Origin of the sequence: Tranquillimonas alkanivorans, from assembly GCF_900115595.1 — a bacterium.
GTDB classification, from domain to species: Bacteria; Pseudomonadota; Alphaproteobacteria; order Rhodobacterales; family Rhodobacteraceae; genus Tranquillimonas; species Tranquillimonas alkanivorans.
Genome location: NZ_FOXA01000001.1, coordinates 324225 through 350506 on the forward strand (window position 1 = coordinate 324225; position 26282 = coordinate 350506).

The 26282-nt window shown below is 70.5% G+C and carries 24 protein-coding genes; 7 read left to right on the plus strand and 17 right to left on the minus strand.

Annotation, left to right across the window (positions count from 1 at the left end; translation table 11 throughout):
• Positions 1–14 precede the first annotated feature (14 nt).
• Positions 15–1013, plus strand: coding sequence for a polyprenyl synthetase family protein (locus BM162_RS01640; protein ID WP_093416792.1), 999 nt, complete (start codon positions 15–17; stop codon positions 1011–1013).
• On the opposite strand, the gene BM162_RS01645 is transcribed toward BM162_RS01640, so the two are convergent.
• The 3 genes from BM162_RS01645 to BM162_RS01655 form a co-directional block, all read right to left on the minus strand.
• Positions 1010–1837: a 4-(cytidine 5'-diphospho)-2-C-methyl-D-erythritol kinase gene (locus BM162_RS01645; protein WP_093416795.1), complete on the minus strand. Its 828-nt coding sequence runs from the start codon at positions 1835–1837 to the stop codon at positions 1010–1012. The genes BM162_RS01640 and BM162_RS01645 overlap by 4 nt on opposite strands.
• The gene (locus BM162_RS01650; RefSeq protein ID WP_093416797.1) at positions 1827–3533 is read right to left on the minus strand and encodes a tetratricopeptide repeat protein; all 1707 of its coding nucleotides are present in this window, start codon (positions 3531–3533) and stop codon (positions 1827–1829) included. Before BM162_RS01650 ends, BM162_RS01645 begins: the two co-directional genes overlap by 11 nt.
• A 104-nt stretch (positions 3534–3637) precedes the next feature.
• Entirely contained in the window at positions 3638–5290 is a 1653-nt protein-coding gene (locus tag BM162_RS01655) for an electron transfer flavoprotein-ubiquinone oxidoreductase (protein ID WP_093416800.1), read from the minus strand.
• 214 nt (positions 5291–5504) lie between these two features.
• Here BM162_RS01655 and greA point away from each other — a divergent pair, with 214 nt between their 5' ends.
• Both greA and BM162_RS01665 read left to right on the plus strand, forming a co-directional pair.
• Positions 5505–5975, plus strand: a complete 471-nt coding sequence (gene greA, locus BM162_RS01660) for a transcription elongation factor GreA (RefSeq protein ID WP_093416803.1) — start codon at positions 5505–5507, stop codon at positions 5973–5975.
• 24 nt (positions 5976–5999) lie between these two features.
• Positions 6000–7019, plus strand: a complete 1020-nt coding sequence (locus BM162_RS01665) for a hypothetical protein (protein ID WP_177215009.1) — start codon at positions 6000–6002, stop codon at positions 7017–7019.
• Positions 7020–7094: 75 nt separating this feature from the next.
• Here BM162_RS01665 and BM162_RS01670 read toward each other — a convergent pair whose 3' ends face one another.
• From BM162_RS01670 to BM162_RS01710, 9 genes are all read right to left on the minus strand, one after another.
• On the minus strand, positions 7095–9224 hold the full coding sequence (locus tag BM162_RS01670) for a molybdopterin-binding protein (protein WP_093416805.1): 2130 nt from the start codon (positions 9222–9224) through the stop codon (positions 7095–7097).
• Entirely contained in the window at positions 9221–9712 is a 492-nt protein-coding gene (gene mobB, locus BM162_RS01675) for a molybdopterin-guanine dinucleotide biosynthesis protein B (RefSeq protein WP_093416808.1), read from the minus strand. The genes BM162_RS01670 and mobB overlap by 4 nt, the downstream gene beginning before the upstream one ends.
• Positions 9709–10335: a molybdenum cofactor guanylyltransferase MobA gene (gene mobA, locus BM162_RS01680; RefSeq protein WP_093416812.1), complete on the minus strand. Its 627-nt coding sequence runs from the start codon at positions 10333–10335 to the stop codon at positions 9709–9711. Before mobA ends, mobB begins: the two co-directional genes overlap by 4 nt.
• Positions 10332–11213 carry a formate dehydrogenase accessory sulfurtransferase FdhD gene (fdhD, locus tag BM162_RS01685; protein ID WP_093416814.1) on the minus strand — a complete coding sequence of 294 codons (882 nt, stop codon included), beginning with the start codon at positions 11211–11213 and terminating at the stop codon, positions 10332–10334. Before fdhD ends, mobA begins: the two co-directional genes overlap by 4 nt.
• A gap of 61 nt (positions 11214–11274) precedes the next feature.
• Positions 11275–11892, minus strand: coding sequence for a hypothetical protein (locus tag BM162_RS01690; protein WP_093416817.1), 618 nt, complete (start codon positions 11890–11892; stop codon positions 11275–11277).
• Positions 11893–11900: 8 nt separating this feature from the next.
• Positions 11901–12041: an aa3-type cytochrome c oxidase subunit IV gene (locus BM162_RS01695; protein ID WP_093416820.1), complete on the minus strand. Its 141-nt coding sequence runs from the start codon at positions 12039–12041 to the stop codon at positions 11901–11903.
• 90 nt (positions 12042–12131) lie between these two features.
• Positions 12132–12599 (minus strand): DUF6173 family protein, encoded by a 468-nt coding sequence (locus tag BM162_RS01700; protein ID WP_093416823.1) that lies wholly within the window; start codon positions 12597–12599, stop codon positions 12132–12134.
• A complete protein-coding gene (locus tag BM162_RS01705) occupies positions 12562–13644 on the minus strand; it encodes an MBL fold metallo-hydrolase (protein ID WP_093416825.1) in 1083 nt (360 codons plus the stop codon). The genes BM162_RS01700 and BM162_RS01705 overlap by 38 nt, the downstream gene beginning before the upstream one ends.
• On the minus strand, positions 13644–15350 hold the full coding sequence (locus BM162_RS01710; RefSeq protein WP_093416828.1) for an acyl-CoA dehydrogenase: 1707 nt from the start codon (positions 15348–15350) through the stop codon (positions 13644–13646). The genes BM162_RS01705 and BM162_RS01710 overlap by 1 nt, the downstream gene beginning before the upstream one ends.
• A 123-nt stretch (positions 15351–15473) precedes the next feature.
• Here BM162_RS01710 and BM162_RS01715 point away from each other — a divergent pair, with 123 nt between their 5' ends.
• Entirely contained in the window at positions 15474–16424 is a 951-nt protein-coding gene (locus tag BM162_RS01715; RefSeq protein WP_093416830.1) for an L-threonylcarbamoyladenylate synthase, read from the plus strand.
• On the opposite strand, the gene BM162_RS01720 is transcribed toward BM162_RS01715, so the two are convergent.
• A complete protein-coding gene (locus BM162_RS01720; RefSeq protein ID WP_093416833.1) occupies positions 16421–16987 on the minus strand; it encodes a YqgE/AlgH family protein in 567 nt (188 codons plus the stop codon). The two genes, BM162_RS01715 and BM162_RS01720, sit on opposite strands and share 4 nt — an antisense overlap.
• A gap of 126 nt (positions 16988–17113) precedes the next feature.
• On the opposite strand from BM162_RS01720, the gene BM162_RS01725 reads away from it, so the two are divergent.
• Positions 17114–17902 carry a protein-disulfide reductase DsbD domain-containing protein gene (locus tag BM162_RS01725; RefSeq protein ID WP_245759140.1) on the plus strand — a complete coding sequence of 263 codons (789 nt, stop codon included), beginning with the start codon at positions 17114–17116 and terminating at the stop codon, positions 17900–17902.
• Between the two features lie 387 nt (positions 17903–18289).
• On the opposite strand, the gene BM162_RS01730 is transcribed toward BM162_RS01725, so the two are convergent.
• The 4 genes from BM162_RS01730 to BM162_RS01745 form a co-directional block, all read right to left on the minus strand.
• The gene (locus tag BM162_RS01730) at positions 18290–21670 is read right to left on the minus strand and encodes an efflux RND transporter permease subunit (RefSeq protein WP_093416838.1); all 3381 of its coding nucleotides are present in this window, start codon (positions 21668–21670) and stop codon (positions 18290–18292) included.
• 3 nt (positions 21671–21673) lie between these two features.
• The gene (locus BM162_RS01735) at positions 21674–23137 is read right to left on the minus strand and encodes an efflux RND transporter periplasmic adaptor subunit (RefSeq protein WP_093416841.1); all 1464 of its coding nucleotides are present in this window, start codon (positions 23135–23137) and stop codon (positions 21674–21676) included.
• 85 nt (positions 23138–23222) lie between these two features.
• Positions 23223–23765, minus strand: coding sequence for a molybdenum cofactor biosynthesis protein B (moaB, locus tag BM162_RS01740; RefSeq protein WP_093416843.1), 543 nt, complete (start codon positions 23763–23765; stop codon positions 23223–23225).
• Between the two features lie 85 nt (positions 23766–23850).
• Positions 23851–24627, minus strand: a complete 777-nt coding sequence (locus BM162_RS01745) for a uracil-DNA glycosylase (RefSeq protein WP_093416846.1) — start codon at positions 24625–24627, stop codon at positions 23851–23853.
• A 100-nt stretch (positions 24628–24727) separates the two neighbouring features.
• Between BM162_RS01745 and BM162_RS01750 the strand changes: the two genes are divergently transcribed.
• Positions 24728–25678 carry an aspartate carbamoyltransferase catalytic subunit gene (locus tag BM162_RS01750; RefSeq protein ID WP_093416849.1) on the plus strand — a complete coding sequence of 317 codons (951 nt, stop codon included), beginning with the start codon at positions 24728–24730 and terminating at the stop codon, positions 25676–25678.
• Entirely contained in the window at positions 25675–26253 is a 579-nt protein-coding gene (locus BM162_RS01755) for a hypothetical protein (RefSeq protein WP_093416851.1), read from the plus strand. The genes BM162_RS01750 and BM162_RS01755 overlap by 4 nt, the downstream gene beginning before the upstream one ends.
• Positions 26254–26282 lie beyond the last annotated feature (29 nt).

Consider the following 26282-nt stretch of genomic DNA (forward strand, 5'->3'; position numbering starts at 1 on the left):
ATGACGGACGAGTGATGGGACTGGACGCGCCGACAGCGAAACCGCACGAGCGCCTCGCCACCGCCTTGGCTACCGAGCTGACGGCGGTCGACGCGCTGATCCGCCAGCGGATGTCGTCCGAACACGCGCCCCGCATCCCGGAGGTGACGGCCCACCTGATCGAGGCGGGCGGCAAGCGCGTCCGCCCGATGCTGACGCTCGCCGCCGCGCGCATGTGCGGCTATGAGGGCGAGGATCACACGAAGCTCGCGGCGACGGTGGAGTTCATCCACACCGCCACGCTGCTGCACGACGACGTGGTGGACGAAAGCGACCGGCGGCGCGGGCGGCCGACCGCGAACCTGCTGTGGGACAACAAGTCGAGCGTGCTGGTCGGCGACTACCTGTTCGCCCGCTCGTTCCAGCTGATGGTCGAGACAGGATCGCTGCGCGTGCTCGACATTCTGGCCAACGCCTCGGCCACGATCTCCGAGGGCGAGGTGCTCCAGCTTACGGCGGCGCAGAACCTGTCGACGGGCCCCGAGACGTACCTGAAGGTCGTGCGCGGCAAGACGGCGGCGCTGTTTTCGGCCGCGGCCGAGGTGGGCGGCGTGATCGCCGGCGCGCCCGAGCCGCTGGTACGGGCGCTGTGGACCTATGGCGACGCGCTGGGGATCGCGTTCCAGATGGTCGACGACCTGCTCGACTGGACGGACGGTGACACCATCGGCAAGAACACCGGCGACGACTTCCGCGAGCGCAAGCTGACCCTGCCGATGATCCACGCCGTTGCCGCCGCCAGCATCGAAGAGCGGACGTTCTGGACCCGCACGATCGAGAAGGGCGACCAGCGCGAGGGCGACGTGGCCCGCGCCAGGGAGCTGCTCGAACGGCACGGCGCGCTGGAGGAGGTGCGCAAGGAAGCGCTTGGTTGGGCCGACCGGGCCAAGGACGCGCTGCGCGAGGCGCCCGAGGGCGAGCTGCGCGACATGCTGCACGACCTGGCCGACTACGTGGTCGCGCGGATCAGCTAGGCCAGCCCGCAGGCCTCCACCCACCAGTCCGGATGCAGCTCGCGCAGGGCACGTGCGGCGTCGTCGGCGGCCACGGCGTCGGCGTAAAGCCCGAAGCAGGTCGCGCCCGAGCCAGACATCCGCGCCAGCAGGCAGCCCTCGGTCTCCGCGAGCCGCGACAGCACGACGCCGATGGCAGGCTCGGCAGTGCGGGCGGGCAGTTCCAGATCGTTGCGCTGTCCCGCCAGCCAGTCGGCGAGCGCCGTCGCATCCCGCCACTGCGGCAATTCGGGCGGCATCGGCGCGTTGTCGGGGGTCGAGAGCAGGCGGAATACCTCCGGCGTCGAAACGGCGACGCCGGGATTGACCAGCACCAGGCTCACCGACGGCAGGTCCGGCACCGGGTCCAGCCGTTCGCCGATGCCGCGCATCCGGGCAGGCCGGGCGGACAGGCAGACGGGGACGTCGGCACCAAGCGGAAGCGTGTCGCCGGGCAGCGGGCGGCCGTCGAGTGCGTGCAGCGCCCGCAGCGCCGCCGCCGCGTCGGACGATCCGCCGCCGATGCCCGAGGCCGTCGGCAAGTGCTTGTCCAGCGTGATAGCGCAGGGCACCCCGCCGATCAGCCGCGCGGCCTTCAGCACCAGGTTGCCGTCATCCTCCGGCACGCCCTCTGCCCGCGGCCCGATCACCCGCAGCGACCAGTCGCGCGCCGGCTCGACGCTCACCCGGTCGCCCGCGCCCGCGAAGACCACGAGACTGTCGAGCAGGTGATAGCCGTCGTCCCGACGGCCGGTGACGTGGAGCGTCAGGTTGATCTTCGCCGGTGCGAAGGCCTCAGTTGCCATCGGCGACAGACAGCGGCTCGCCCTCGTCCTCAAGCACCGCGTCCAGCCCGATTTCCAGCTTGCGGCGGATGCGCTTGGGGTCGGCCTCGGTCTCTTCGGCATCGTCGATGAAGGACAGGGCGCGCTTCCACTGGAACTCGGCCTCACGCTCGCGCCCGACGGACCACAGCACGTCGCCCAGGTGGTCGTTGATCACCGGGTCGACCGGCATAAGCTCGACCGCACGCTCCATCGGCTCCACCGCCTCGTCGTAGCGGCCCAGGCGGTAAAGCACCCAGCCCAGCGAGTCGGCGATGTAGCCGGATTCGGGTCGCGCGGCGACGGCGCGCTCGATCATGTCGAGCGCCTCGTCCAGGTTCTCACCCATCTCGACATAGGAATAGCCGAGGTAGTTCAGCACCTGCGGCTGGTCCGGGCGCAGGTCCAGCGCCTTGCGGAAATCGGCCTCGGCCTCGTCCCAGCGGTCGGTGCGCTCGTTCGCGATGCCGCGCGAGAAATAGACGATCCACTGGTCCTCGGACTCGCCCTCGAACTGCGCCACCGCGTCGTCGTAGGCGCGGCGCGCCTGCTCATAGCGGTTCATGCCGCGCAGTGTGTCGCCCAGGCGGACGTGCAGCATGGTGTTGTCGGGGTTCAGCTCGATCAGCTGCTGCATCACCTCGATCGCCGCGTCCTCCTTGCCCGAGGCGCGCAACGCCTCGGCGCGGCCCATCTCGGCCGCCTCGAAGGCCGGCTCCGAACGGGGGATCTTGCGATACGCCTCGATGGCGAGATCGTGGCGCTCCATCTGCTCAAGCAGCGCGGCCGTCAGCAGCAGCGCCTCGATGTGGCCCGGGCGCAGGTACTCGGTGAGCTGGGAGTAAAGGATCGTATAGCCCTCGGCCGCCTCGCCGCTGAGCGCGTTCGCGATGGAGTGGAGGGTCTCGGCAACGCCGTCCGCCGGCTGGCGGATCGAGTCGAAGGGCAGCGGCTCACCGGTCTCGAGCTTGACGACCAAAGCCTCGAGCGAGGCGTCGAGCGCGCCGCCGAAATACTCATCGATCAACGCGAGCGCGTCGTCGTTGCGGCCCAGCTGGCTGAGCACCTCGGCATGGGCCACCACGCCGCGCCGGGTCAGGCGCAGGCCGCCGTCCTCGTCGCTCGACAGAATCCCGTCCGCCCCCTCGTAATCCCCGGCCGAGGCCAGCGCGAGCGCCTTGTGATACAGGCCGAAGGCGCGAACGCCCTGCGTCTCGGCCACCTCGTCGAACGCCTCGAGCGCGTCGGACATGCGCCCTTCGCCCACCAGCGCCCAGCCGCGCACCAGACCGTCGAACAGCGGGCCGACCGACTGCCCGGCGTCCATGTCGGCAAGGATCGCGCTCCAGTCGCTCTCTTTCGCCTGCTCGGCGATCAGCACCATGTTCGCCACCTGGCTGTCGGTGCCGGTCTGCATCAGCCGGCGAGCCACGGTCGCCGCCCGGTCGACATCGCCCATCGCGACGTAGGATGTGACGGCGTTTTCCAGCAGGTCGGGGTTCGCCGCGTCGCGGATCAGGGCCTGCGCGTAGTACTGCGCCGCCTTCTCGTAGTCGCTGAAGAACTGCGCGTGGCGCGCGGCGAGGTAGGCGCCCGAATCCTGCGCCACTGCAGCGCCACCGCTGACGGCGAGGCAGGCGGCAAGGGCAAGGCTGCTGGGGCGAAGGGTAAAGGGCATGGGCAGGACCTTCTGCTGCGTGTGACGGTCCGGTAAAACCTAGTCCCTCGCCCCCCGGGGCGCAACGCGGCGGAGCCGCCCGGGGGCGGCTCCTGACGCAACCGTTACATGTTGGGGTAGTTCGGCCCGTCCCCGCCCTGCGGGGTCGTCCAGTCGATGTTCTGGAGCGGATCCTTGATGTCGCAGGTCTTGCAGTGCACGCAGTTCTGGAAGTTGATGACGAAGCGGGGCTCCTTGCCCTCTTCCTCGACGAACTCGTACACGCCCGCCGGGCAGTAGCGCGCCGAGGGGCCGCCGTACTCGGGCAGGTTGACCTTCACCGGAAGCTCCGGATCCTTCAGCTTCAGGTGGCAGGGCTGGCTTTCCTCGTGGTTCGTCATCGCGAAGCTCACGTTGGTCAGCCGGTCGAAGGACAGCACCCCGTCGGGGCGCGGATACTCGATCTTCTTGAAGTCCTTCGCCTTGCCGGTCGCCTCGGCATCGGTCTTGCCGTGCTTGAGCGTGCCCAGAACCGAGCTGCCGAACAGGTGGTTGGTCCACATGTCGAAGCCGCCCAGCGTCATCGACGCGCCCAGCCCGTACTTCGACCACAGCGGCTTGACGTTGCGCACGCGCTTGAGGTCCTGGCCCACCGCGCCCTCGCGCAGCTCGGTCTCGTAGGCATCCAGCGTGTCGCCGGCACGGCCGGCCTTGATCGCCTCGTGCGCGGCTTCGGCCGCCGCCTTGCCCGAGAGCATGGCGTTGTGGTTGCCCTTGATGCGCGGCACGTTCACCAGCCCGACCGAGCAGCCCAGAAGCGCCCCGCCGGGGAAGGCCGAGCGCGCCATCGACTGGTAGCCGCCCTCCGAGATCGCCCGCGCGCCATAAGCCACGCGCTTGCCGCCCTTCAGCAGCTCGGCCACCATCGGATGGTGCTTGAAGCGCTGGAACTCCATGTACGGGAAAAGGTGCGGGTTGGCGTAGTTCAGGTGGACGACGAAGCCCACGAGCACCTGGTTGTTGTCGATGTGATAGATGAACGACCCGCCGCCCGCGTTCTTGCCCAGCGGCCAGCCCATCGTGTGCACGACCTTGCCCGGCTGGTGCTTGGCCGGGTCGATCTCCCAGATTTCCTTCATGCCCAGGCCGTATTTCGGCACATCGCGGCCGGAATAGAGGTCGTACTTGGCACAGACCTTCTTCGACAGCGACCCGCGCACGCCCTCGCCCAGGAACACGTACTTGCCGTGCAGCTCCATTCCCGGCTCGTAAGAGGGGCCGGGCGTTCCGTCGGCCTGGAGGCCGAATTCGCCCGCGATCACGCCCTTCACCTCGCCGTTCTCGCCATAGACAAGGTCCGAGCACGCCATGCCCGGGAACACTTCGACGCCCAGCTCCTCGGCCTGCTCGGCCATCCAGCGGCAGAGGTTGGACAGCGAGATGACGTAGTTGCCGTGGTTGTTCATCAGCGGGGGCATGAGGGCGTTGGGCACGCGCATCTTCCCGCCTTCGCCCAAGACGTAGAAGTGATCCTCGGTCACCGGGACGTTGACCGGCGCGCCCTTTTCCTTCCAGTCGGGGATCAGCGCGTCCAGCCCGCTGGGATCGAGCACCGCACCCGACAGGGTATGCGCCCCCACTTCCGACCCTTTCTCGAGCACCACGACATCGAGATCGGGGTCGAGCTGCTTGAGCCTGATCGCCGCTGACAAGCCGGCCGGGCCCGCCCCCACGATCACCACGTCGTATTCCATCGACTCGCGCGTCACCTCGGCCATTCTGGGTCCCCTCGCCTGTCTTGCCGGGCGCCGTTCCCGCTTGGACCGGCGTCCGAACGGGTTTTGCAAAGCGTGGACGTGCGGTCAATCGCAACACTGCGTTATTCGGCCCCGGTGCGCGGCCCGCGCCGTCCGCTTGACTTTGCCCGCACCCCTTGAGTTAAGGAGGAAAGCCAACAGACGACCACCTTTCACGCAAAGGCCCCGGCCCTTCATGGAAAAGATACCGCTGACCCGCGCGGGCCACTCCGCGCTGAACGACGAACTGAAGCATCTCAAGTCCGTCGAACGCCCCGCCATCATCAAGGCCATCGCCGAAGCGCGCGAGCACGGCGACCTGAGCGAAAACGCCGAATATCACTCGGCGCGCGAGAAGCAGTCCTTCATCGAGGGCCGCATCAAGGAGCTCGAGGGTATCCTGTCGCTGGCCGACGTGATCGACGTCTCGAAGCTGTCTGGCTCGGTCAAGTTCGGCGCGACGGTGAAGCTGGTGGACGAGGACACCGACGAGGAGAAGACGTACCAGATCGTCGGCGAGCCCGAGGCCGACATCGAGAACGGACGGCTGAACATCAAGTCGCCCCTCGCCCGCGCGCTGATCGGCAAGGAAGAGGGCGACAGCGTCGAGGTGCGCACTCCCGGCGGCGAGAAGAGCTACGAGATCCTCAGCATCGCCTATTCCTGAAGCGCAACCCGGAGCGGAGGCCGCATGTCTGACGCACCACAGGACCGGCCGGCGGAACGGGGCCTTCTGTCCCGCACCGCCGAGACCCGGCGCTTCGCGCCCGCCGACCTCGTGGCGCTGGTGCTGTCCGTGCTGTGGCTGCTGCTGACCGGCGTGGCCTTCCTGTTCCTGGGCCGCGGCACCGAGGACGGCGTCGACCCGCTGCGCTTCGTGATGACGCTGGTGGCGGTCTTCGTGCCCGTGGCGCTGATCTGGCTGGGCAACGCCACGGTGAAAAGCGCCGCGGCCATGCGCGCCGAATCCCAGCGCCTGCGCGCCACCGTCGAGGGGTTGCGGTCGTCCATGGCGCAGCAGAGGGCCGGCGGCGCCTCGCCCGAGGTAGAGCGCCGGCTGCAGGAGATCGCGGCCACCACGAAGAAGACCGAGACGGCGCTGGCGACCTTCACCTCGATCCGCACCGCCGCACCGCCGCCTCCGCCGCGCAGCGAACCGCCCCCGCCCGGCCCCGCGCCGGCCGAGGGCGAGGGACAGCCGACGCTCGGGCTCGAGACGCCGGCGGACGCGATGCAGGCGCAGCTGACCACCGGCGACTTCATCGCGGCGCTCCAGTTCCCCGAGACGGCCGAGGACCGCGAGGGCTTCCGCGCCCTGCGCCGCGCCCTGCGCGACCGCAACACGGCGCACCTGATCCAGGCCGCGCAAGACGTGCTGACCCTGCTCAGCCAGGACGGCGTCTACATGGACGACCTTGCCCCCGACCGCGCCCGCCCCGAGCTGTGGCGCCGCTTCGCGCAGGGCGAACGTGGCCGCGCCATCGCGGCGCTCGGCGGCATCCATGACAAGGACGCGCTGGGACTGGCGGCGGCCCGGATGAAAAACGACGCGATCTTCCGCGACGCCGCGCACCACTTCCTGCGCCGCTTCGACCAGATCTTCGCGGCCTTCGAGCAGGGCGCGTCGGACCAGGAAATCGCCGCACTGGCCGACACGCGCACGGCACGGGCGTTCATGCTGCTGGGCCGCGTCACCGGCACCTTCGACTGAGAAAGGGGGGCTGTCTGCCCCCCGCGCCTGCGGCGCTCCCCCCGAGGATATTTCAGGACCAAAGATGCAGCGGGGTCAGATCCCGAAGCTGCCGTAGGGCAGGAAGCGGACCGGGTCGCCCCGGTGCACGTGGCGGCCCTCGTCGCCCAGCTCCACCAGCCCCTCGGCCCAGGACAGGCCCGAGATGCGGCCCGAGCCCTCGGAGCGGAACACCTCGGCATGGCCCTCGGGCGTGAGACGGGCGCGCAGGTATTCCCGGCGCCCGGGCTTCTTGCGCTTCTCGAAGGCCGCCGGAACGTCGAAGCCCCGCGGGGCCAGCCAGCGCCCCCCGGCCAGGCGCGACAGCGCGGGGCGGGCGAAGATCAGCGTGCAGACGAAGGCGGCGACGGGGTTTCCGGGCAGGCCGAAGATCGGCATCCCGTCCCACATCCCCAGCGCGAGCGGGCGGCCGGGCTTGAGCGCGATGCGCCAGGCCTGCAGCGCGCCGCGCTCGCGCAACAGCGCCGAGACATGATCCTCGTCCCCCGCCGAGGCGCCGCCGGAGGTCAGCAGGACGTCCGCCGTCTTCCGCGCCTCGTCCAGCCGCGCCGCCAGCGTCTCGCGGTCGTCCGGCACGTGCCCGAGATCCACCGGCGCGTAGCCCCAGCGCGAGGCAAGCGACAGGAGCATCGGGCGGTTGGCATCAAAGGTACGGGCGGGGTCGGCGGTGGCGCCGGGGGCGGCGAGTTCGTCGCCAGTGGAGACGACGGCAACACGAAGGCGGCGGTGCACGTGCGCCTCGGCCAACCCGAGCGCCGAGAGGAGCGCGAGATCGGGCGCGCGCAGCAGGTGCCCGGCCTCCAGCGCCACGGCGCCGGCCTCGACATCCTCGCCCGCGCGGCGGGTGTTGGCGCCCGGCCGGACGGGGCCGTTGAACGCGACATGGCCGCCGGCGCGGGTGGTATCCTCCTCCAGCACGACGGTGTCCACGCCCTCGGGCAGGGTCGCGCCGGTCAGGATGCGGATGGCTGCCCCTTGCGGCACGGCTCCGACATAGGGTGCCCCGGCGGCGGCCCGGCCCTCCAGCAGCGGCAGGCGCTGCGCGCCCTCGCCCACCGCCTGCCCCGCGAAGCCGTAGCCGTCGACGGCAGAGTTCGGCGCGGGCGGGTTCGACCGCCGCGCCAGATGGTCGGCGGCGAGAATGCGGCCCTCGGCCCCCGCAACAGGCACGGTCTCGGTCGCGGTGACGGGAGCGAGGCGGTCGCGCAGGAGCGTCAGAGCCTCATCCACCGGCGTCCAGTGCACGCCGGGCGGCAGGGCGAAGCAGTCGTTGCCGAGCTTCGGCGGCGCGAGCGCGGCGCGGGCGGCGGTGCGCAGGGCGTCCTCGGCCCCGACGCCGAGGATCCATCCTTCCTCGGCCAGCGCGGGCGCGTCGGGGGCGGTGAGCGCGTGGCCGAGCGTGCCCTGCGCCTGCATCTCTTCCAGCGCGCGGGCGAGCACGCGCACCTGCACCTCGTCCTTGATGTCCTCCGGACCGATTGCCTCCTGCACCACGGCATCCACGAGCGAGGGATAAACCTCGGCCAGGACGATGGGGGCGTCGGGCGACTCGAACGGCCAGACGGAGAGGCGATCGCCGAAGCGGTTTCGCAGGGCGTGCAGGCGCGGCAGGCCGAGAAGCGCCTGCGAGCCGACGGAGCCGGTGGTGAAGAGCTTCCAGCACGGCTGCGCCCGAGGCACGAGCGCCTCGACCGCGCGGCGTTCGGGCAAACCGTGGCCGTCCCGCTCGGAGCCGCGCTCGGGCAGGCCCGGCAGGTCCAGACCAGCGGGCCGGCCCCAGAACGGGCCGGTGCCGGGGAAGACGGCGTTCAGCGCCGCCGCCGCGGTGAACCGGTCGTTGCCATTGTCCTCGCCGTCCTCTACCCGCTCCGCCAGCGCCGCCCAGAGCGCCAGGGCGTCGGGGCGCCCCGCCACGGCTTCCGCAAAGCCCGCCGGATAGCCGAAGGGGAAGTCGAAGCCGGCAAGCACACGGCGGCCGAGGGCCAGCTCGTCCTCGAAGATCCGCACCAGCCGCTCCGTCGCCGCGGCGCGCGTGCGCAGGTATTCCGTCGTCGCGCGCCCGTCGCGGGCGACGGCGATCCAGATGCTGTCGGCGGTCGGCGTGGCCGGCGAGGGCTGCGACCGGGCCGACCAATCCACCACCACGAAGGTGTCGAACCCGGTCACAGCCCCAGCTCCGCGGCGATGAAATCGGCGATGGCGGCGGTGTCGTCGAGGTCGAACACCGGGCGGTCGAGGTCGAGCGGGCAGTCGGCGGCCACGGCGCGAACCGTCGGGTCGTTCCGCGCGATCAGCGGGTTGCCGGTTTCGGCGCGGAAGGCCTCGACCTTGGGATGCGTGTCGCGCTTCCAGCCCTCGACCAGCACCAGGTCCACCGGGTCGAGCCGGGCCAGGAGATCCGCCAGCGACGGCTCGGGCGCGCCGCGCAGTTCGCTCATCAGCGCCCAGCGGTTGCGCGAGGACAGGAGAACCTGCTGCGCTCCGGCGACCCGATGGCGGTGGCTGTCCTTGCCCGGGTGGTCCACGTCAAAGGTGTGGTGCGCGTGCTTGAGCGTCGAGACGGTGAGCCCCCGGCCCGCGAACTCGGCCACCAGCCGCTCCATCAGCCCGGTCTTGCCCGCGTTCTTCCAGCCGGTCACGCCATAGAGCTTCATTCCGCCAGCGCCTCTGCCTTCGCCAGGTCCTCGGGCGTGTTCACGTTGAAGAACGGGTCGAGCCGCTCGACCGGGAACACGGCCTCGGCCGCGCCGTGCGGGTCGGTCCAGAGCACCACCTTGCGCAGCCCCTCGGCCAGCGCCGCGCGCAGGTCGTCGCGCAGGGCGACGGGCCACAGGCCGAAGGTCGGGTGGCGCACCTGCCCGCGCTCGGGGTCGGGCGTGGCCGCCAGCGCGATCGGCGTGCCCGCCTCCTCGGCCGCGAGCGTCAGGCGCGGGACCAGATCGCAGGGGAAGAAGGGGGTGTCGGCCGCGGCGGTGACGATATGCGTGGCCCCCTGCCCGGCCGCCCACTCCAGCCCCGCGAGCACCCCGGCCAGAGGCCCGGGAAAGCCCTCGACGCTGTCGGGCAGGACCGGAAGGCCGAAGCGGGCGAAACGTGCGGGATCGCCGTTGGCGTTGAGGGCGAGCCCCCCGACCTGCGGCGACAGGCGGTCGATGACGTGCGACAGGATCGGGCGGCCGGCGAGCGGCAGCAGCCCCTTGTCGCCGCCGCCCATGCGCCGGGCCTGTCCCCCGGCCAGGATGACGCCGAGCGGTGCCGTCGACCCGGGTCCGCTCATACCGCGCTCTTCCGGCGGTGCTTCCTGTCTTCGTCGGCAACTGCGTCGGGGTCGGCGTCGCGCACCAGCCGCTCTTCGCCCGACAGGCAAACGAACCGCTTGCCGCGCATCCGGCCGATGAGCGTCAGGCCGACCTGCCGCGCGATCTCCACCCCCCAGGCGGTGAAGCCCGAGCGCGAGGCGAGGACGGGGATGCCCATCAACGCCGTCTTGATCACCATCTCAGAGGTCAGCCGGCCGGTGGTGTACAGGATCTTGTCCTCAGGCCCCACGCCCTCGGACAGCATCCAGCCGGCGATCTTGTCCACCGCGTTGTGCCGGCCCACATCCTCCATGTAAACCAGCGGCCGGTCTTCCCGGCACAGCACCGTGCCGTGGATCGCCCCGGCCTCCAGATACAGCGACGGCGTGCGGTTGATCTTGTTGGCAAGCGCGTAGAGCCAGGAGGTCCGCGCCTCGGCCTGAGGGAGCGTCAGGCCCTCGAGCCCCTCCATCATGTCGCCGAAGACGGTGCCGACGGCGCAGCCCGAGGTGCGCGTCTTCTTCTTCAGCTTCTCCTCATAGCGGGTCTGCCCGTCGGTGCGGACGACGACGGTTTCGAGTTCCTCGTCGAAGTCCACGCCCTTCACCGTCTCGCCCGGGCGCAGCATGCCCTGGTTCTTGAGGAACCCGAGCGCGAGGTATTCCGGATAATCGCCGATGGTCATGGCGGTGACGATCTCCTGCCCGTTGAGGAAGATCGTCAGCGGCCGCTCCTCGACCACCGAGATGGCGCTGCGCGCGCCGGTGTGATCGACGCCCTCGATCCGGCGGGTCAGTCCCGCGCGGTCGGGATCGGGCGCAATGATGTAGTCGGCCAGCACGTCGGCGGTGGTCATGGGTGCCTCCCCTCGCAGCCGCGCCACTCTAGGACGCGGGGCGCGCCGCCTCCAAGCCCCCTCACAAGAGGCCTGCGGCGGCCAGCGCGTCGCGCTCGCGGATGATGACGCCGTGGTTGTCGTCGGCGTCGTCGTCGGTGATCACGCGGCGGGTGACACCGGGATGTTCACCGAATGCGCGCGCGGCCCCATTGGGAAACCACGTCGTGCCCACGTGCTCGAACCCCGGCAACTGCCGCAGCAGGCTGGTGATCGACAGCGCGCAGCGCGCCGGGGCGACCGGGCCATTTTTCTGGGCCAGCGTCAGCGCCTGTGCGGCGACCTCGGGCGACACCTCGACCGTCTGCTCGATCACCCGGAAGCTTTCCCGGGCGTGGAAGTCGACATAGACGTCCTCGATCCGCGGGGTGAAGCCGTACAGCACGTCGCCCCGCTCGGGCACGTGCGGGTGACGGAACGACCCGGCGGGATCGAACAGCACGCGCTGCGGCCCGTCGATCAGCAGCCCCGAGTGCGCTCCGCGCCCGTCGAGATTGCGCGCGACCGTGTAAAGCGTCAGCGTCGGCGGCCCGTCATGGATGTAGGCCCGGCGCTGCACCTCGGCCATCGGCGCGCCGACCTCGACGCCGCAGGCCGCCAGAAGCAGCGGCAGCGCGAGCACGGCCAGCAGGCGGCGCATGCCGGCGATCAGCCGTTGACCAGGGCCAGCAGGATCAGGATGACGATGATCGCCACGACGGTCTTGACCGTCAGGCTCATGAAGCTGGCGAAGGTCTTCTCCTGCTCCACGATGTCCATCTTCCCGTGCGTGTGCTTGTCTTCGGCCATGTCTCGCGCGTCCCTTGCGTGGTTTGCCGTTCGATTAGACGATTTGCCGGGCGCTGTCACGGCCCCGCGCGCGGCGCGGAACGCCGCAGGTCATTCGGCCTCGTCTTCCTCCAGCCCGGCGACCAGCCGGAAGCCGATGCGCGTGGGCTGCGGCGCCTCTTTCGGCTTGGGCGTGGCGCGCAGGAAGACGTTGAGCTGGCTGACATGCTGAACGAGCTGCGTGCGCACGCCCTTCGAGTCCTTGCCATAGAAGGTCACGATGTCGGGGTCGAAATAGCCCAGCCCCTCGATCTTCAGCACCCCGGGCGCACCGCCGACGAAGCCCATTGCGACCTCGTGCTCCTCGTCGAGCTGCTTCTCGAAATTGCGGATGTAGTGGATCAGCCGCTGGTACGCCCATTTTGCCTGGCTCTTGCGGCCGGCGGGCTGCTTCGACAGCGCCTCCGGAAAAGGCTCAACCTCGGCGCAGGTCATCTCGGGGTCGGAATGCACGGCATGCGCGCGCGGCAGCGCGGCGGCTTCAACGGCCTCGGCCGTGGTCTTTATCTGATCCTGCATCGGCGTCCCCCTTCGCGGTCCAGAGCCAGGCGCCGTCGTTCCGGCGCGTGCGCGCGACGCGCCCCGCGTGCCACAGGTGCAGGCAGTGCGCCATCGCCTCGACCAGCGCGAGCCCGTACTCCGCGGTTCCGATCTCGCGCTTGAAAAGCGCCGGGAAGCATTCGACCGCCGTCCGCGGCTGCGCCAGGCGCGCTTCGAGCCGCTTCAGCGCGCCGTGATGGTTGTCGATCAGCTGGCGCAGGCGCAGTGGCAGGCCGCGATAGGGCAGCTTGTGGCCGGGCAGCACAAGCTGCGCGTCGGTGGCGAAGGCGCTCAGCCGCTCGCAGCTTTCCAGCCACTCGGCCACCGGGTCGGCCTCGGGCTCGGTCGCGTAGACGCCGAGGTTGGGCGAGATCGAGGGCAGCAACTGGTCGCCGCCCAGCACGAGTTCGCCGTCCTGCGACCAGAAGGTGGCGTGGTCCGGGGCGTGGCCGTGTCCGATGTGCACGTCCCATCTGCGCCCGCCGGCCTCGATCGTGTCCCCCTCGGCCAGCCGGGTGAAGCCCAGCGGCAGCGGTGCGACGACGTCGGCGAAGTTGAAGGGCCGCTCGGTCGCCCGCTGGTCGAAGACGTCCTGCGCCATCCCCGCGCCGCGCCAGAAGGCCAGCGTCTCGGGCGCCGGGCGCTCCTGCACGTCCAGCACCAGCATGCGGGCCATCAGCCAGGCTGTGCGGGTCGCGGCGACCTCGGCCCCGCTTTCCTGGAACCAGCCGGCAAGGCCCACGTGGTCGGGGTGGTGGTGCGTCAGGATCACGCGGTGCACCGGCTTGCCCGCCAGCGGACCGGCCAGAAGGTCGTCCCACTGCGCGCGCATCCGGCGGCTGTCGAAGCCCGTGTCGACGATCGTCCAGCCGTCCCCGTCGTCCAGCACGTAGACGTTGACGTGGTCCAGCTTCATCGGAAGCGGCAGGCGCAGCCACAGCACACCTTCGGCGACCTCGCGCACCTCACCCGGCGCGGGCGGATCGCCCCACGGATAGCTCAGCCTTGGCGCGCCCCCGTCCATCAGGCGACGAGGTCTTCGACCGACAGCGCGTAAAGCCCCTCGGCCCCCTGCCGCGCATGCGCCAGATTGGCAGAATGCTCGGGCAGCAGCCGCTTGATGTAGTACTCGGCCAGCGCGGCGCGCGGGCCCGTGCCGCCCTCGGCCTTGGCCGACAGCAGGTGGATGTGGCCGCCCAGGACCCGCGCGAAGCCGCGCAGGTAGGGAACCGAGCCGGCGAACCGGTCCTGCATGTCCTGCTCGACCAGCCACTCGGTCGTCTCGCGCAGCGCCTCGGCCGCCTGCCAGACGGGCTTGGCGAGCTCGGGCATGGTGGCGCGGCAAGCCTCGGCCGTCTTCTCGATCTCGTCGATCAGGCGATAGGCGGCCTCGCCCCCGTCGGCCATCTTGCGCGCGACAAGGTCCATCGCCTGAATGCCGTTGGTGCCCTCGTAGATCGCCGTCACCCGCACGTCACGACAGTACTGCGCGGCGCCGGTTTCCTCGATGAAGCCCATGCCGCCGTGGACCTGCACGCCCTCGCCCGAGACCTCGACCCCGATGTCGGTGCCGAACGCCTTGACGATGGGTGTCAGAAGCGCGGCGCGGGCGGCCCACTCGGCCTCGCCCGTGGCGTCGGCCATGTCGGTCGACACGGCGCACATCAGCGCGATGGCACGGGCCGCCTGCACGTCGGCCTTCATCCCCGTCAGCATCCGCCGCACGTCGGCATGCTCGACGATGCTGCCGGTGCCCGGCGCCTTGCCCTGCTTGCGGTCAAGCGCGTAGGCCAGCGCGTGCTGATACGCCCCCTCGGCCGCGCCGATGCCCTGCACGCCGACCCCGAGCCGGGCGTTGTTCATCATGGTGAACATCGCCGCCATGCCCTTGTGCGGCTCGCCCACCAGCCAGCCGGTCGCCCCCTCGTACTCCATCACGCAGGTCGGCGAGCCGTGCAGGCCCATCTTGTGTTCCAGGCTGACCACCTTCAGATCGTTGGCCCGGCCGGGCTCGCCGTTCTCGTCGGGCAGGTACTTGGGCACCATGAACAAGCTGATGCCCTTGGTCCCGGGCACGCCGTCGGGCAGCCGCGCCAGCACCAGGTGGCAGACGTTCGGCAGGAAGTCCGCGTCGCCCCACGAGATGTATATCTTCTGGCCGGTGATCGCGTAGGTGCCGTCGCCGTTCGGTTCGGCCTTCGTGCGCAGCGCACCCACGTCCGAGCCGGCCTGCGGCTCGGTCAGGTTCATCGTCCCGCTCCACTCGCCCGAAATCAGCTTGGGCAGGTAAAGCGCCTTCATCTCGTCGCTGGCGTGGTGCTCGAGCGCCTCGATCTGGCCCTGCGACAGAAGCGGATTGAGCTGAAGCGACAGGCACGCCGCGGACATCATCTCGTTCACGGCGGTCGTCAGTGTCATCGGCAGGCCCATGCCGCCGTGCTCCGGGTCGGCCGACATGCCGATCCAGCCGCCCTCGGCGATGGCGCGGTAGCCGTCGGCGAACCCGGGCGAGGTCCGCACGACCCCGTTTTCAAGCACCGCCGGGTGCGTGTCGCCGTTCCTCTGGAGCGGCGCCAGAACGTCCTCGCACATCCGCCCCGCCTCGGTCAGGATGGCATCAACCAGATCGGGCGTCGTTTCCGAGAATCGTTCGGTCGCGGCGACCTGATCCAGTCCCACCACGTGGTCGAAAAGGAAGCGGAACTCCCGGACGGGGGCGCGGTACGGCATCTGGATCTCCCGGCCGCCGCGCTTGGAATCGTCGCGCGCGACGCTTATGAAAACAGTCCTGTCGCGGTGAGGATGGGGCGCGGGGCCCTCTGCATCAACCGCAACGCAGCGTCATAGGTAACCATGCAGGACATCGCGACCGAACACCTTCAGGCGGACGAGGCGGGGATCGACCGGGCGGCGTGGCACCTGCGACACGGACACCTCGTCGCGCTGCCGACCGAAACGGTTTACGGGCTTGGTGCCGATGCCACCGACGACCTTGCCGTGGCGCGCATCTTCGGCGCGAAACAGCGTCCCCGGTTCAACCCGCTGATCCTGCACGTCCCCGACCTGGCCGCCGCGCAGGCGGTGGCCGACCTCTCCGGCGACGCCCTGCGCCTGGCCGAGGCGTTCTGGCCCGGCCCCCTCACCCTGCTCGCCCCGTTGCGGGAAGAAGCGGGCGTGGCGCCGTTGGTCACCGCCGGTCACGACCGGGTGGCGGTGCGGGTGCCCGACCTCGACCTCACGCGCGAGGTGCTGCGCCGCGCGGCCGTGCCGGTGGCCGCGCCCTCGGCCAACATCTCGGGCAAGGTCAGCCCGACGCGGGCCGAGCACGTGCTGAACGGCCTCTCCGGCCGGATCGAAGCGGTGCTGGACGGCGGCCCCTGCACCGTGGGCGTCGAATCGACCATCGTCGGCTTCGACAACGGCGGCCCCCGCCTGCTGCGGCCCGGCGGCCTGCCGGCCGAGGCGCTGGCCGAGTGCCTGGGCACCGCCGTGCACCTGGGCCCCGACCCGGAAACGCCGATCGCGCCGGGCCAGATGTCGTCGCACTACGCGCCGTCGGCGCGCCTGCGGCTGGGTGTCACCGAGCCGCTGCCGGGCGAGACGCTACTGGGCTTCGGCCCCACCGAGGCGGAGTGGACCCTGTCGCGCTCCGGCGACCTGACCGAGGCCGCCGCCCGCCTGTTCCACGTCCTGCGCGAAATGGACGCCGCCGGGATCGAGCGGATCGCCGTCGCGCCGATCCCGATGACGGGCCTCGGGCTCGCCATCAACGATCGCCTGTCCCGCGCCGCCGCCCCGCGCTAGGCGCGGCCGGCCGCGCCTGACAGCAGCATCGGGTCGATTCCCAGCCCCTTGAGCGCGGCGACCCACTTGGTGGCGTCGTCGCGTGCGAAGACCACGCTCGCATCCGCGTCGGCCACCAGCCAGCCGTTCTGCTGGATCTCCTCTTCCAGCTGCCCCGGCCCCCAGCCGGCATATCCCAGCGCCAGCAGCGCCTCCTGCGGACCCTCGCCCCGCGCGATGTCCTCCAGGATATCCAGCGTAGCGGTCATCCCGAACGACTCGTCCACCTCCAGCGTCGAGCTGTTGGCGCCGTAGTCGCTCGAGTGCAGCACGAAGCCGCGCCCGTGCTCGACCGGGCCGCCAAAATGCACGCGGATGTCGCGGGTGTGCGGCGAGCGCCCGATTTCAAGCTGTTCGAGCAGCGTGTCGAAACTCAGGTCCGGCGCGGGTTTGTTGACGATCAGCCCCATCGCGCCGTCCTCGGACTGGGCGCAGAGGAAGATCACGCTCTTGTCGAAGCGCGTGTCGCCCATTCCGGGCATGGCGATCAGGAGCTTGCCGCTCAGGTCGGATGGCTGTTCCATAAGATCAATAACGTCATTGTGCCGCTGTTGTTCAAGTCACCGTCGCGGCACGCAACCGCCTGTCGCCGCTTTGTGATTTACGGACGGGCGCCTGTCCGCTTATCAATCGCCTCCATGATCCGCCTCATGACCCTCGCGGCGGCGCTGTGCGCCGCCCTCGCCGCCCCCGCCCCGGCGCAATCCGTCGACGACATCGCGCAGGTCAGGATGCTTCCCGGCTGGCGGACGGATGCGGGCCGGCACATGGCCGCCATCGAGATCACGCTCGCCCCCGGCTGGAAGACCTATTGGCGCGCCCCGGGCGAGGCCGGCATCCCGCCCTCGTTCGACTGGTCGGGCTCGCAGAACCTGCGCACCGTGGCCTATCATTGGCCGGTGCCAGAGGTCTTCGACCTGAATGGCATGACCTCCATCGGCTACGACGGTCACCTCGTTCTGCCGATCGAGATGACGCCGGCTTCGGCCGACGCGCCCATCCGCGCCGCCGCGCGCATCGACATGGGCGTGTGCCGCGACGTCTGCGTTCCGCTGACGGTCGAGGTGGCGGGCGATCTGCCGCCCACCGGCGGGCACCGCGACGCCCGCATCGTCGCCGCTCTGTCCGACCGCCCCTTCGCCGCGGCCGAGGCAGGCGTCGGCGCGGTCGATTGCGAGGTCGCGCCGCTCGAGGACGGCCTGCGCCTGACCGCCCGCGTGGACGTGCCCGCCCTCGGAGGGCAGGAATTCGCGGTGATCGAGGCCGCCGACCCCGCGCTCTGGGTCTCGGAAAGCGACACGCGCCGCGTGGGCGACACGCTGACGGCGCAGGTCGACATCGTCCCGCCGCGCGGCACGCCGCTGGCCTTCGACCGGTCTGCCGTCCGCATCACCGTCCTCGGCACGACCGGCGCCGTCGACATTCAAGGCTGCGACTGAGGGCGGCAGGCCCCACCTGTCACCTCCGCGCAAGCGGGGGCCTCCCACCGCTCCCGCTCGGCCACGCCGCCGCCGGCATGAGGTTCCCGCTTCCGCGGGAATGACAGGCGCGCGAGCGACACTGTCGCAAGGCCAGCACCCGGCCGCGGGTGGGCGTGAAGCGCCGGCCGTGGGGGCGGCTGGGCGCAGGCTGGGGCACAGGCCGGCCGGTGTGGATGGGGAAGGTCAGGCGAAAGGGGCGCCGGCCAGGCGCGATCCGACGCGCCGCCTGTCACCCCCGCGGAAACGGGGGCCTCCGCCGTCTCTCTCCAAGGCCAGCCGCACGCCGGGCGGTTCGAGGTCCCCACTTTCGTGGGGATGACACCATCGCAGCCGGAGCCACACCTCCTAGGCCGCCCGCCGCCGCAGCACCACCGCCGCCACGCCGTAGCCCACGACAGCAATCGCCGCCGTCCCGGCCAGAAACAGCCCCAGCGCGCCCAGCGGCGACGGCTGGGGCGCAAGCGCGGCGAGGGGCGGAGCCAGCCGGCCCGTTGCGATCACCCAGCCCAGCGTGCCGACGAACAGCGCCGCCACCGCCGCCGCCACGGCCAGCACCGCCACACCGACGCCACGCGAGCCCGACCGCAGCCCCGCAGCGCGGCGCAGGGCGCGCACCTGCTTGGCCACGTCGTGCTGCATCGCCAGCAGCGCGGGCACCACCAGCAGCACCAGCACCATGCCGAAGCCAAGCCCGTAAACCAGCGTGATCACCGTGGGCTTGAGGAACTGCGCATCCGCCGACCCCTCGTAGAGCAACGGCGCGAGGCCCAGCACCGTCGTCGCCGTCGTGAGGAAGACCGGCCGCAAGCGATCCGCCGTGGCGTCGATGATTGCCGGGAACAGCCCACGCTCGGCGGCATAGTCGTCCACCGTCGTCACCAGCACGATCGAGTCGTTGATGATGATCCCCGTCATCCCGATCAGGCCCACGACGGTGAACATCGACAACGGCACGTCCCACAGGTGATGGCCATAGATCGTGCCCACCAGCCCGAACGGGATGATCGCCATCACCACCAGCGGGCGCGCCCAGCTTGCGAAGATCCAGGCCAGCGTCAGGTAGATGCCGATCAGGCAGAACATGAAGCCCAGGCCCGCGTCGGTGAGGAACTCGTTCTCCTGCTCGGCCAGCCCCGACATGCGGGTCGAGACGCCGTATTCCTCCTCGAGCGCGGGCAGGATCACGTCGCGCACCTCCTCGGTGATCTCCTGTGCGCGGGCCGGGTCGTCCTCGCTGATCGCGCCCAGGACCGAGACGAGGCGGATGCCGTTCTCGCGCCGGATGGTCGAGAAGCCCGTGCGGCTTTCCACCGTCACCACGTCGGCGAGGTTCACGTAGGCCCCGCTTTCCGTGCGCACCTGCGTGCGGTCCAGGAAATCGGCCGTCAGCTCGCCCTCGGGCAATTCCACCCGGATCGCGGCCGACCGGGGCCCGACCGGATAGGTCGCCGCCTCGATCCCGCCCAGCCGGTTGCGCAGGACGCGGCCGATCTCGTCGATGGACAGGCCCAGCGCCTGTCCCTGCGGCGTGAGGTCGAGGATCAGCTCTTCCTTGTCGTAGGACAGCGTGTCCTCCAGCCCCGAAACCTCGCCGTACTGCGCCATCGTACCCTTCAGGTCCTCGGCCGCGGCCTTGAGGACCTCGGTCTCGGCGCCGAAGATCTGCACGTCGAGCGAATCGCCCCCGGGCCCCGATCCCCAGGACCGGAAGCTCAGCGTTTCGAGCAGCGGGTGCTGCGGCACGTTTTCCTGCAACTCGCCGGTGAACTGATAGCTGGAATAGGGCCGCAGGTCGGCCTCGATCAGCTCGATCGCGATGGCGCCAAGCTGGTAATCCTCCTTCGTGTCCGCCCCGGCCAGCCCCCGGCCCGAATTGCCGCCGATCTCGGCGATGGCGTAATCCACCGGATCCAGCCCGTACTCTTCCTCGTACTTCGCCCCCAGATCCGCGACAGCCTGCTGCAGCGTGCGCATCATCTCGAGCGTGTCCTCGCGCCGCGCGCCCGGCGCCATGGCGAAGTTCGCCGTGATCGAGCCCTGCTCGGGCGACGAGAAGAAGCGCCACTGCACGTCCCCCCGCACGAATAGCGCCGCCTGGCTGGCCAGGATCACCACGACACCCGCCAGCACCGGGTAGCGCGCCCAGATCACGCCGGCCATCAGCGGCCGGAACAGCCGGTCGCGCACCCAACGGAAGCCCCGGTTCACCTGGCGCGACGGCCAGTCGTACCAATGTGCCTTGGCCGTGTGGGCCAGCGCGTGCGCCATGTGGTTGGGCAGGATCAGGAAGCACTCGACCAGCGACGCCAGCAGCACCACGATCACCGTGAACGGGATGTCTGCGATCATGTCCCCGAACCGCCCGCCGATGGCGACAAGGCCGAAGAAGGCGATGACCGTGGTGATGGTCGATGAAAAGACCGGCGGGAACATGCGCCGCGCCGCGTTCTCGGCCGCCTGCACCGGGTGTTCGCCCAGCCGCCGGGCCCGGAAATCGGCGTGCTCGCCCACCACGATCGCGTCGTCCACCACGATGCCCAAGGTGATGATCAGCGCGAACAGCGAGATCATGTTCAGCGTCAGCCCGAAGCCGTACATCAGCGCGACAGCCGTCAGCATCGCCACCGGGATGCCCGCCGCCACCCAAAACGCCGTGCGGGCGTTGAGGAACAAAAACAGCAGGACCACGACCAGTCCCAGTCCCACCAGACCGTTGTCGAGCAGGATGTTCAGCCGCGCGCTGATCGCCTCGGCCCGGGTGCGGATGAGGTCGATGCGCACGCCCTCGGGCAGGCTCAGCTCCATCTCCGCGGCGACTTCTTCAACCTGGCGCTGGATCTCGATGGCGTCGCCCCGCGCACTCCGGTCCACCCGGACCGAGATGGCGGGGTTCGGGCCGACGAAATAGGCGCGTTCCCGGTCGATTCCCTCCACCCGCACGTCGGCCACGTCACCAACCGTCAGCTTCGAGCCGTCGGGGGCCGAGCGCAGGACCACCGCCTCGATCTCGTCGGCCGAGCGTTTCGCGACGCCCGCCCGCACCCGCGCCTGCCCGCCCACGTCGCCGGCCGGGTCGGTTCCCGCCTCGGCCGCGATGGCGTCGGCAAGCTCGCGCATCGTCAGGTCATACCGGATCAGGTTGAGCGTCGGCACCTCGACGATGGTCTCTGGCGCGGCGAGACCCCGGATCGTGGTTCGCGTCACCCCCTCCTGGAACAGCCGCGCCACGAACTCGTCCGCGAAGCGGCCCAGCTGGTCGACGCCCACCGGCCCGGTGATCACCACGTCCGTTACGCGATCAAACCAGCCGCCCTGCCGCACCTCGGGGTCCTCGGCGTCGGCGGGCAGGTTCGAAACCGCGTCGAGCGCCGCCTGCACGTCGTCGGTGGCGCGGGCCATGTCCCAGCCCGGCTCGAACTCGATCTCCAGGCTCGCCCGCCCCTCGGGCGAGCGGGACTCGGTGCCCTCCACCCCCTCGACCGCCAGAAGCGCGGGTTCGAGGATCTGCACGATGGCGCGGTCCACGTCCTCGGCCCCCGCGCCCTCCCACACGACCGAGACGTCGACCTCGTCGATCACGATGTCGGGGAAGAACTGCGCCCGCATCCGCGGGAAGGCCGCGACGCCCAGCGCGATCAGCACCACCAGCAGCAGGTTCGCCGCCGTTCGGTGCCGCGTGAAGTACGACAGGATGCCGCCCGCCGCGTCGAAGCTGCGCATCGCCATGCGTCAGCCCCCCGCCCGGGCTTCGATCCGTTCGACCATCTGCGCGGGCACCTGCGGCTCCTGCAACTGCGCCAGGACGCGCTGCTTGGCCTCGTCGGGCATGCCCTCGTTCGCCTCGACCAGCGCGACGAGCTGCGCGCGCCGTTCCTCGGACAGCTCGACCATGCTCTCGTCGTCGCCGGACGGCGCCTCCGCATCGCCGGGCCGCAGCGGCCGCACCTTGATTCCCGCGCCCAGCAGCGGCGAGCGTTCCGAGACGACCTCGGCCCCCGCCAGCCCCGGCGCGCGCACGATCACGTCGTCGCCCTGCCGGCGCAGCATCTCGACCGCGGCGACCTCGAGCCGTTCCTCCGGCCCGATCACCAGCACCGTCTCGGCCGCGTCCACCGCCGTGGCGGGCAGGCGCGCCACGCGCTCCAGCGGAGGTTCCTCGACGCTGACGCTGGCGAAGTCGCCCGGCCGGAAGCCGGTCGCGCTGTCGAGGCGCGCGAACAGCAGCCGCCCGGTCTGTCCCTCGCCCACCGCCGCGCTCTCGCGGCTGACGGTGCCGCCGGTTTCCAGCGTATAGCCGTTGACGTCGAGCGACACGCGCAGCGGCGCGCCGATCAGGTCGCCCTCCTCGTCCAGCAGCCGCGCGTATTGGGGGGTCGAAACGCGGAAGGCAACCTCCAGCGCATCGGGATCGATCAGGTCGGCCAGCCGCTCGTTCTGCGACACGAGCCCGCCCTCGACCACCGACACCTCGCTCAGCACGCCCGCGAACTCGGCGCGGATCTCGGTGTCGGACAGGTCGCGCTCGGCCTCGGCCACCTCAATTTCCACCCGGTCGAGCTGCGTCGTGGCCAGGTCCACCCGCGCCTCGGCGTCGGCCACGGATTGCCGGCGCGACAGCACCGCCTGCTCGGCCGCGGCCGCCGAGAGCTCGGCCTCCTCGACCAGCGCGGCGGTGCCCACGCCGCGATCGGCCAGGTCGCGCTGGCGGTCCAGCGCCCGCGTGCGCAGGTCCGACTGCGCCCGCACGGATTGCAGGTCGTCGCGCGCGATCTCGAGCGACCGGCGCGCGTCGCGCAGCTCGGCTTCGGCGTCGCGAAGATCGGCGCGGGCCACCCGCAGCGCCCGCTCGGCATCGGACGGGTCGATGCGGAACAGAAGCTGCCCGGCCTCGACCGCGCCGCCCTCCTCCACGCCCTCGCCCAGCTCGATGACGGTGCCCGCCGCGCTCGCCCGCACCTCGAGCGAGCGGCGCGCGCGCACCTCGCCGAAGGTGGCGAATTCCGGCGTCAGCGTCTCGGGCGAAACCTCGACCACGTTGACGGCGAAGACCCGCTCGCGCGCGGGGCGGTCCATCGGCTCTTCGTTCCAGCGCGCCTGGAGGGCGGAATAGAAGGTGTTGCCGGCCAGCGCCAACAGGCCCAGCGTCACCGCCAGGAGAAACAGACCGACGAGTGACCGCCGTAGAAATCGCATGCGCCGCGCCCTTCCAGATCGTCCCGTGCGAAAATATGCCGACGCCGGTCCGCGCCAAGCCACAACCCTGTTACGGGCGGCGTGATCATTTCCGCCGCTTATGTTCGTCCAGGCGCGGTAAAATTTCCACGAAATTGCAGGGCCGGTGGCGGTAGTCGAGCTGCAGGCGCAGGATCTCGTCCCAGGCATCCTTGCACGCGCCGGGCGAGCCGGGCAGCGCGAACAGGTAGGTGCCGTTCGCCACCCCGCCGCAGGCGCGGCTTTGCACGGCGCTGGTGCCGATCTTGTTCATGCTGACGAGCGTGAAGACCGTCCCGAAGGCGTCGATCTCTTTCTCATAGACGTCGCGGTGCGCCTCCACCGTCACGTCCCGCCCCGTCAGCCCTGTCCCGCCGGTCGAGATGACGACGTCGATCCGGGGATCCGCGCACCAGGCGCGCAGCTGCTCCGCGATCTCGGCCCGCTCGTCGCGCAGGATCTTGCGGTCGGCCAGCACGTGCCCCGCGCCCTCGATCCGGTCGACGAGCGTCTGGCCCGACCGGTCGGCCGACAGGTCCCGCGTGTCCGACACCGTCAGCACCGCGATCCGCACGGGGATGAAGTCGAGGCTCTCGTCGATCCGGCTCATGCCGATAGTCCCTTTCGCAACAGTTACATCTGCAACGAATTTTCGACGAAAATTCGTGCCCGCGATTCTTCGACGAAAAAACGCATCATCCGCGCAGCCGCGCCTGAAGCGACAGAAGGTCCGCCCATGCCTCGCGCTTGGCGTGCGGATTGCGCAGCAGGAAGGCCGGGTGGAACATCGGCAGCACCGGCAGGCCGAAGGCCCGCGCCCATGTCCCCCTCAGCCGAGTGATCCCCTTGCGGCCCAGCAGCGCCTGACAGCTGATGTTGCCCATCGCCACGATCAGGTCCGGCGCGGCAAGCTCCACGTGCCGCTCGACGAAGGGCATCATCATCGCGATCTCGTCCAGCGTGGGATCGCGGTTCGCCGGCGGCCGCCACGGCATGACGTTGGTGATGTAGAGGCTCTGCTCCGCGTCCGGCGCCGCCCGGCCCATGCCGATCGCGTCGAACATCCGGTCGAGCATCTGGCCCGCGCGCCCCACGAAGGGCCTGCCGCGCCGGTCCTCGTCCGCGCCAGGCGCCTCGCCGATAATCATTACCCGCGCGGCCGGATTGCCGTCGCAGAACACGGTGTTGCGCGCGCCCTTCTTCAATTCGCAGCCCTCGAAGGCGGCGACCGCGGCCTCCAGCGCCTCCAGGTCCCCCGCCAGTTTCGCCGCCTGCCGCGCGAGGTCCACGAAATCCGGCTTCTCGGGCGTCACGGGGCCTGGGGGCGCGGCGGCGGGCGCGGCCGGTTTCGGCGCGGCGGCGGGGGCGTCGTAGCGGTTCACGGGCGCGTCGCCGATCGCCTCGGTCGCGCCGAGCTCGACCTGCCAGGCCAGCCATTCCAATGCCGTGTGAGAGTCGAACGCCCCGTCCATGCCGCGCAAGCTACGCCCGCCGCCCGTGCCCCGCAATGGCCCGCCTTGCCGCGCCCCCTCCCCCTCCCTATAACGGCGCGCGGGAACGAGAGGCGTGGCGATGGACTTCCGACACCGGCATCTTCTGGGGATCGAGCCTCTGGCCCCGGCCGAGATCACCACCATTCTCGACCTCGCCGAGCGATACGTCGAGCTCAACCGCGGCCCGCGCAAGCATGCCGATGCGCTCGCCGGGCTCACCCAGATCAACATGTTCTTCGAGAACTCCACCCGCACCCAGGCCAGCTTCGAGCTTGCCGGTCAGCGGCTGGGCGCGGACGTGATGAACATGCAGATGCAGGCGTCCTCCATCAAGAAGGGCGAGACGCTGATCGACACGGCGATGACGCTCAACGCCATGCATCCCGACCTGCTGGTCGTGCGCCATCCGCATTCGGGCGCGGTGGACCTGCTGGCGCAGAAGGTGAACTGCGCCGTGCTGAACGCGGGCGACGGCCGGCACGAGCATCCGACACAGGCGCTGCTCGACGCGCTGACGATCCGGCGGGCTAAGGGGCGGCTGCACCGGCTCAACATCGCGATCTGCGGCGACATCGCCCATTCGCGCGTCGCCCGGTCGAACATCCTGCTGCTGGGCAAGATGGAAAGCCGCATCCGCCTGATCGGCCCGCCCACGCTGATGCCCGCGGGCGTCGCGGACTGGGGGGTCGAGGTCTATGACAACATGCGCGAGGGGCTGGCGGGCGCCGACGTGGTGATGATGCTGCGGCTTCAGAAGGAACGGATGGACGGCGCCTTCATCCCGTCCGAGCGCGAATACTATCACCGCTACGGGCTCGACGCCGAGAAGCTGGGCCACGCGAAGGACGACGCAATCGTCATGCACCCCGGCCCGATGAACCGCGGGGTCGAGATCGACGGCACGCTCGCCGACGACATCAACCGCTCGGTCATCCAGGAGCAGGTCGAGATGGGCGTCGCCGTTCGCATGGCCGCGATGGACCTTCTGGCGCGGAACCTTCGTTCGGTTCCACAGGAGGTGACGGCATGAGTCAGACCATCAAGATCCCCGCCAACGAACGCGACACGATCCACGTCTTTCGCCTGGACATGCTGGACGACGAGGTGAAGACCTTCACCGCCCGGCGGGAAGGCACCGACGACCCGGCCTCGGAATGGCCCCTGCGCAACGCGCTCGGCGCCGACTACATCGAGCCGCAGCGGATCGAGGTCATCCGCACGGGCGACCTGAGCGGCGTCGGATTGCGCGGCTACCTGATCGAGGGGCTCGGCGCGAAGCCGGAGCGCGTGAAGGCCGACGGCGACAGGCTCGACGCGGTCGAGGGCCACGTCCTGATCGCGCTGCCCGGCGCGTTCGGAGGCGTCGAGCAGACGCTGGACCCGCGCAAGCCGCTGGACTACGTCGGAAGTTATCCCGAAATCGCACCCGAGGCTCCGGGCCCGATGGGCGACGTGCATTCGGCCCACCCGCCCGACGCGACCGTGTCCGAGGCGCCGGCCTCGGAGACGCCGCGCGGGCCCGAGCAGCCCTCGCGCTTCCCGGTGGTGGGCGCGGCGCTGATCGCCGCCGCGGTGATCGTCTTGATCATCTGGCTTTTCGCGTGACAAAGGCAGGGTGCCCGTGACGATCCAGC

Bases quoted from the DNA above. Each gene is read 5' to 3' on its own strand.
- BM162_RS01640 (WP_093416792.1), top strand. From the start codon at position 15: ATGGGACTGGACGCGCCGACAGCGAAACCGCACGAGCGCCTCGCCACC.
- BM162_RS01645 (WP_093416795.1), bottom strand. From the start codon at position 1,837: ATGGCAACTGAGGCCTTCGCACCGGCGAAGATCAACCTGACGCTCCAC.
- BM162_RS01650 (WP_093416797.1), bottom strand. From the start codon at position 3,533: ATGCCCTTTACCCTTCGCCCCAGCAGCCTTGCCCTTGCCGCCTGCCTC.
- BM162_RS01655 (WP_093416800.1), bottom strand. From the start codon at position 5,290: ATGGCCGAGGTGACGCGCGAGTCGATGGAATACGACGTGGTGATCGTG.
- greA (WP_093416803.1), top strand. From the start codon at position 5,505: ATGGAAAAGATACCGCTGACCCGCGCGGGCCACTCCGCGCTGAACGAC.
- BM162_RS01665 (WP_177215009.1), top strand. From the start codon at position 6,000: ATGTCTGACGCACCACAGGACCGGCCGGCGGAACGGGGCCTTCTGTCC.
- mobB (WP_093416808.1), bottom strand. From the start codon at position 9,712: ATGAAGCTCTATGGCGTGACCGGCTGGAAGAACGCGGGCAAGACCGGG.
- mobA (WP_093416812.1), bottom strand. From the start codon at position 10,335: ATGAGCGGACCCGGGTCGACGGCACCGCTCGGCGTCATCCTGGCCGGG.
- fdhD (WP_093416814.1), bottom strand. From the start codon at position 11,213: ATGACCACCGCCGACGTGCTGGCCGACTACATCATTGCGCCCGATCCC.
- BM162_RS01690 (WP_093416817.1), bottom strand. From the start codon at position 11,892: ATGCGCCGCCTGCTGGCCGTGCTCGCGCTGCCGCTGCTTCTGGCGGCC.
- BM162_RS01695 (WP_093416820.1), bottom strand. From the start codon at position 12,041: ATGGCCGAAGACAAGCACACGCACGGGAAGATGGACATCGTGGAGCAG.
- BM162_RS01700 (WP_093416823.1), bottom strand. From the start codon at position 12,599: ATGCAGGATCAGATAAAGACCACGGCCGAGGCCGTTGAAGCCGCCGCG.
- BM162_RS01705 (WP_093416825.1), bottom strand. From the start codon at position 13,644: ATGGACGGGGGCGCGCCAAGGCTGAGCTATCCGTGGGGCGATCCGCCC.
- BM162_RS01710 (WP_093416828.1), bottom strand. From the start codon at position 15,350: ATGCCGTACCGCGCCCCCGTCCGGGAGTTCCGCTTCCTTTTCGACCAC.
- BM162_RS01715 (WP_093416830.1), top strand. From the start codon at position 15,474: ATGCAGGACATCGCGACCGAACACCTTCAGGCGGACGAGGCGGGGATC.
- BM162_RS01720 (WP_093416833.1), bottom strand. From the start codon at position 16,987: ATGGAACAGCCATCCGACCTGAGCGGCAAGCTCCTGATCGCCATGCCC.
- BM162_RS01725 (WP_245759140.1), top strand. From the start codon at position 17,114: ATGACCCTCGCGGCGGCGCTGTGCGCCGCCCTCGCCGCCCCCGCCCCG.
- BM162_RS01730 (WP_093416838.1), bottom strand. From the start codon at position 21,670: ATGGCGATGCGCAGCTTCGACGCGGCGGGCGGCATCCTGTCGTACTTC.
- BM162_RS01735 (WP_093416841.1), bottom strand. From the start codon at position 23,137: ATGCGATTTCTACGGCGGTCACTCGTCGGTCTGTTTCTCCTGGCGGTG.
- moaB (WP_093416843.1), bottom strand. From the start codon at position 23,765: ATGAGCCGGATCGACGAGAGCCTCGACTTCATCCCCGTGCGGATCGCG.
- BM162_RS01745 (WP_093416846.1), bottom strand. From the start codon at position 24,627: ATGGACGGGGCGTTCGACTCTCACACGGCATTGGAATGGCTGGCCTGG.
- BM162_RS01750 (WP_093416849.1), top strand. From the start codon at position 24,728: ATGGACTTCCGACACCGGCATCTTCTGGGGATCGAGCCTCTGGCCCCG.
- BM162_RS01755 (WP_093416851.1), top strand. From the start codon at position 25,675: ATGAGTCAGACCATCAAGATCCCCGCCAACGAACGCGACACGATCCAC.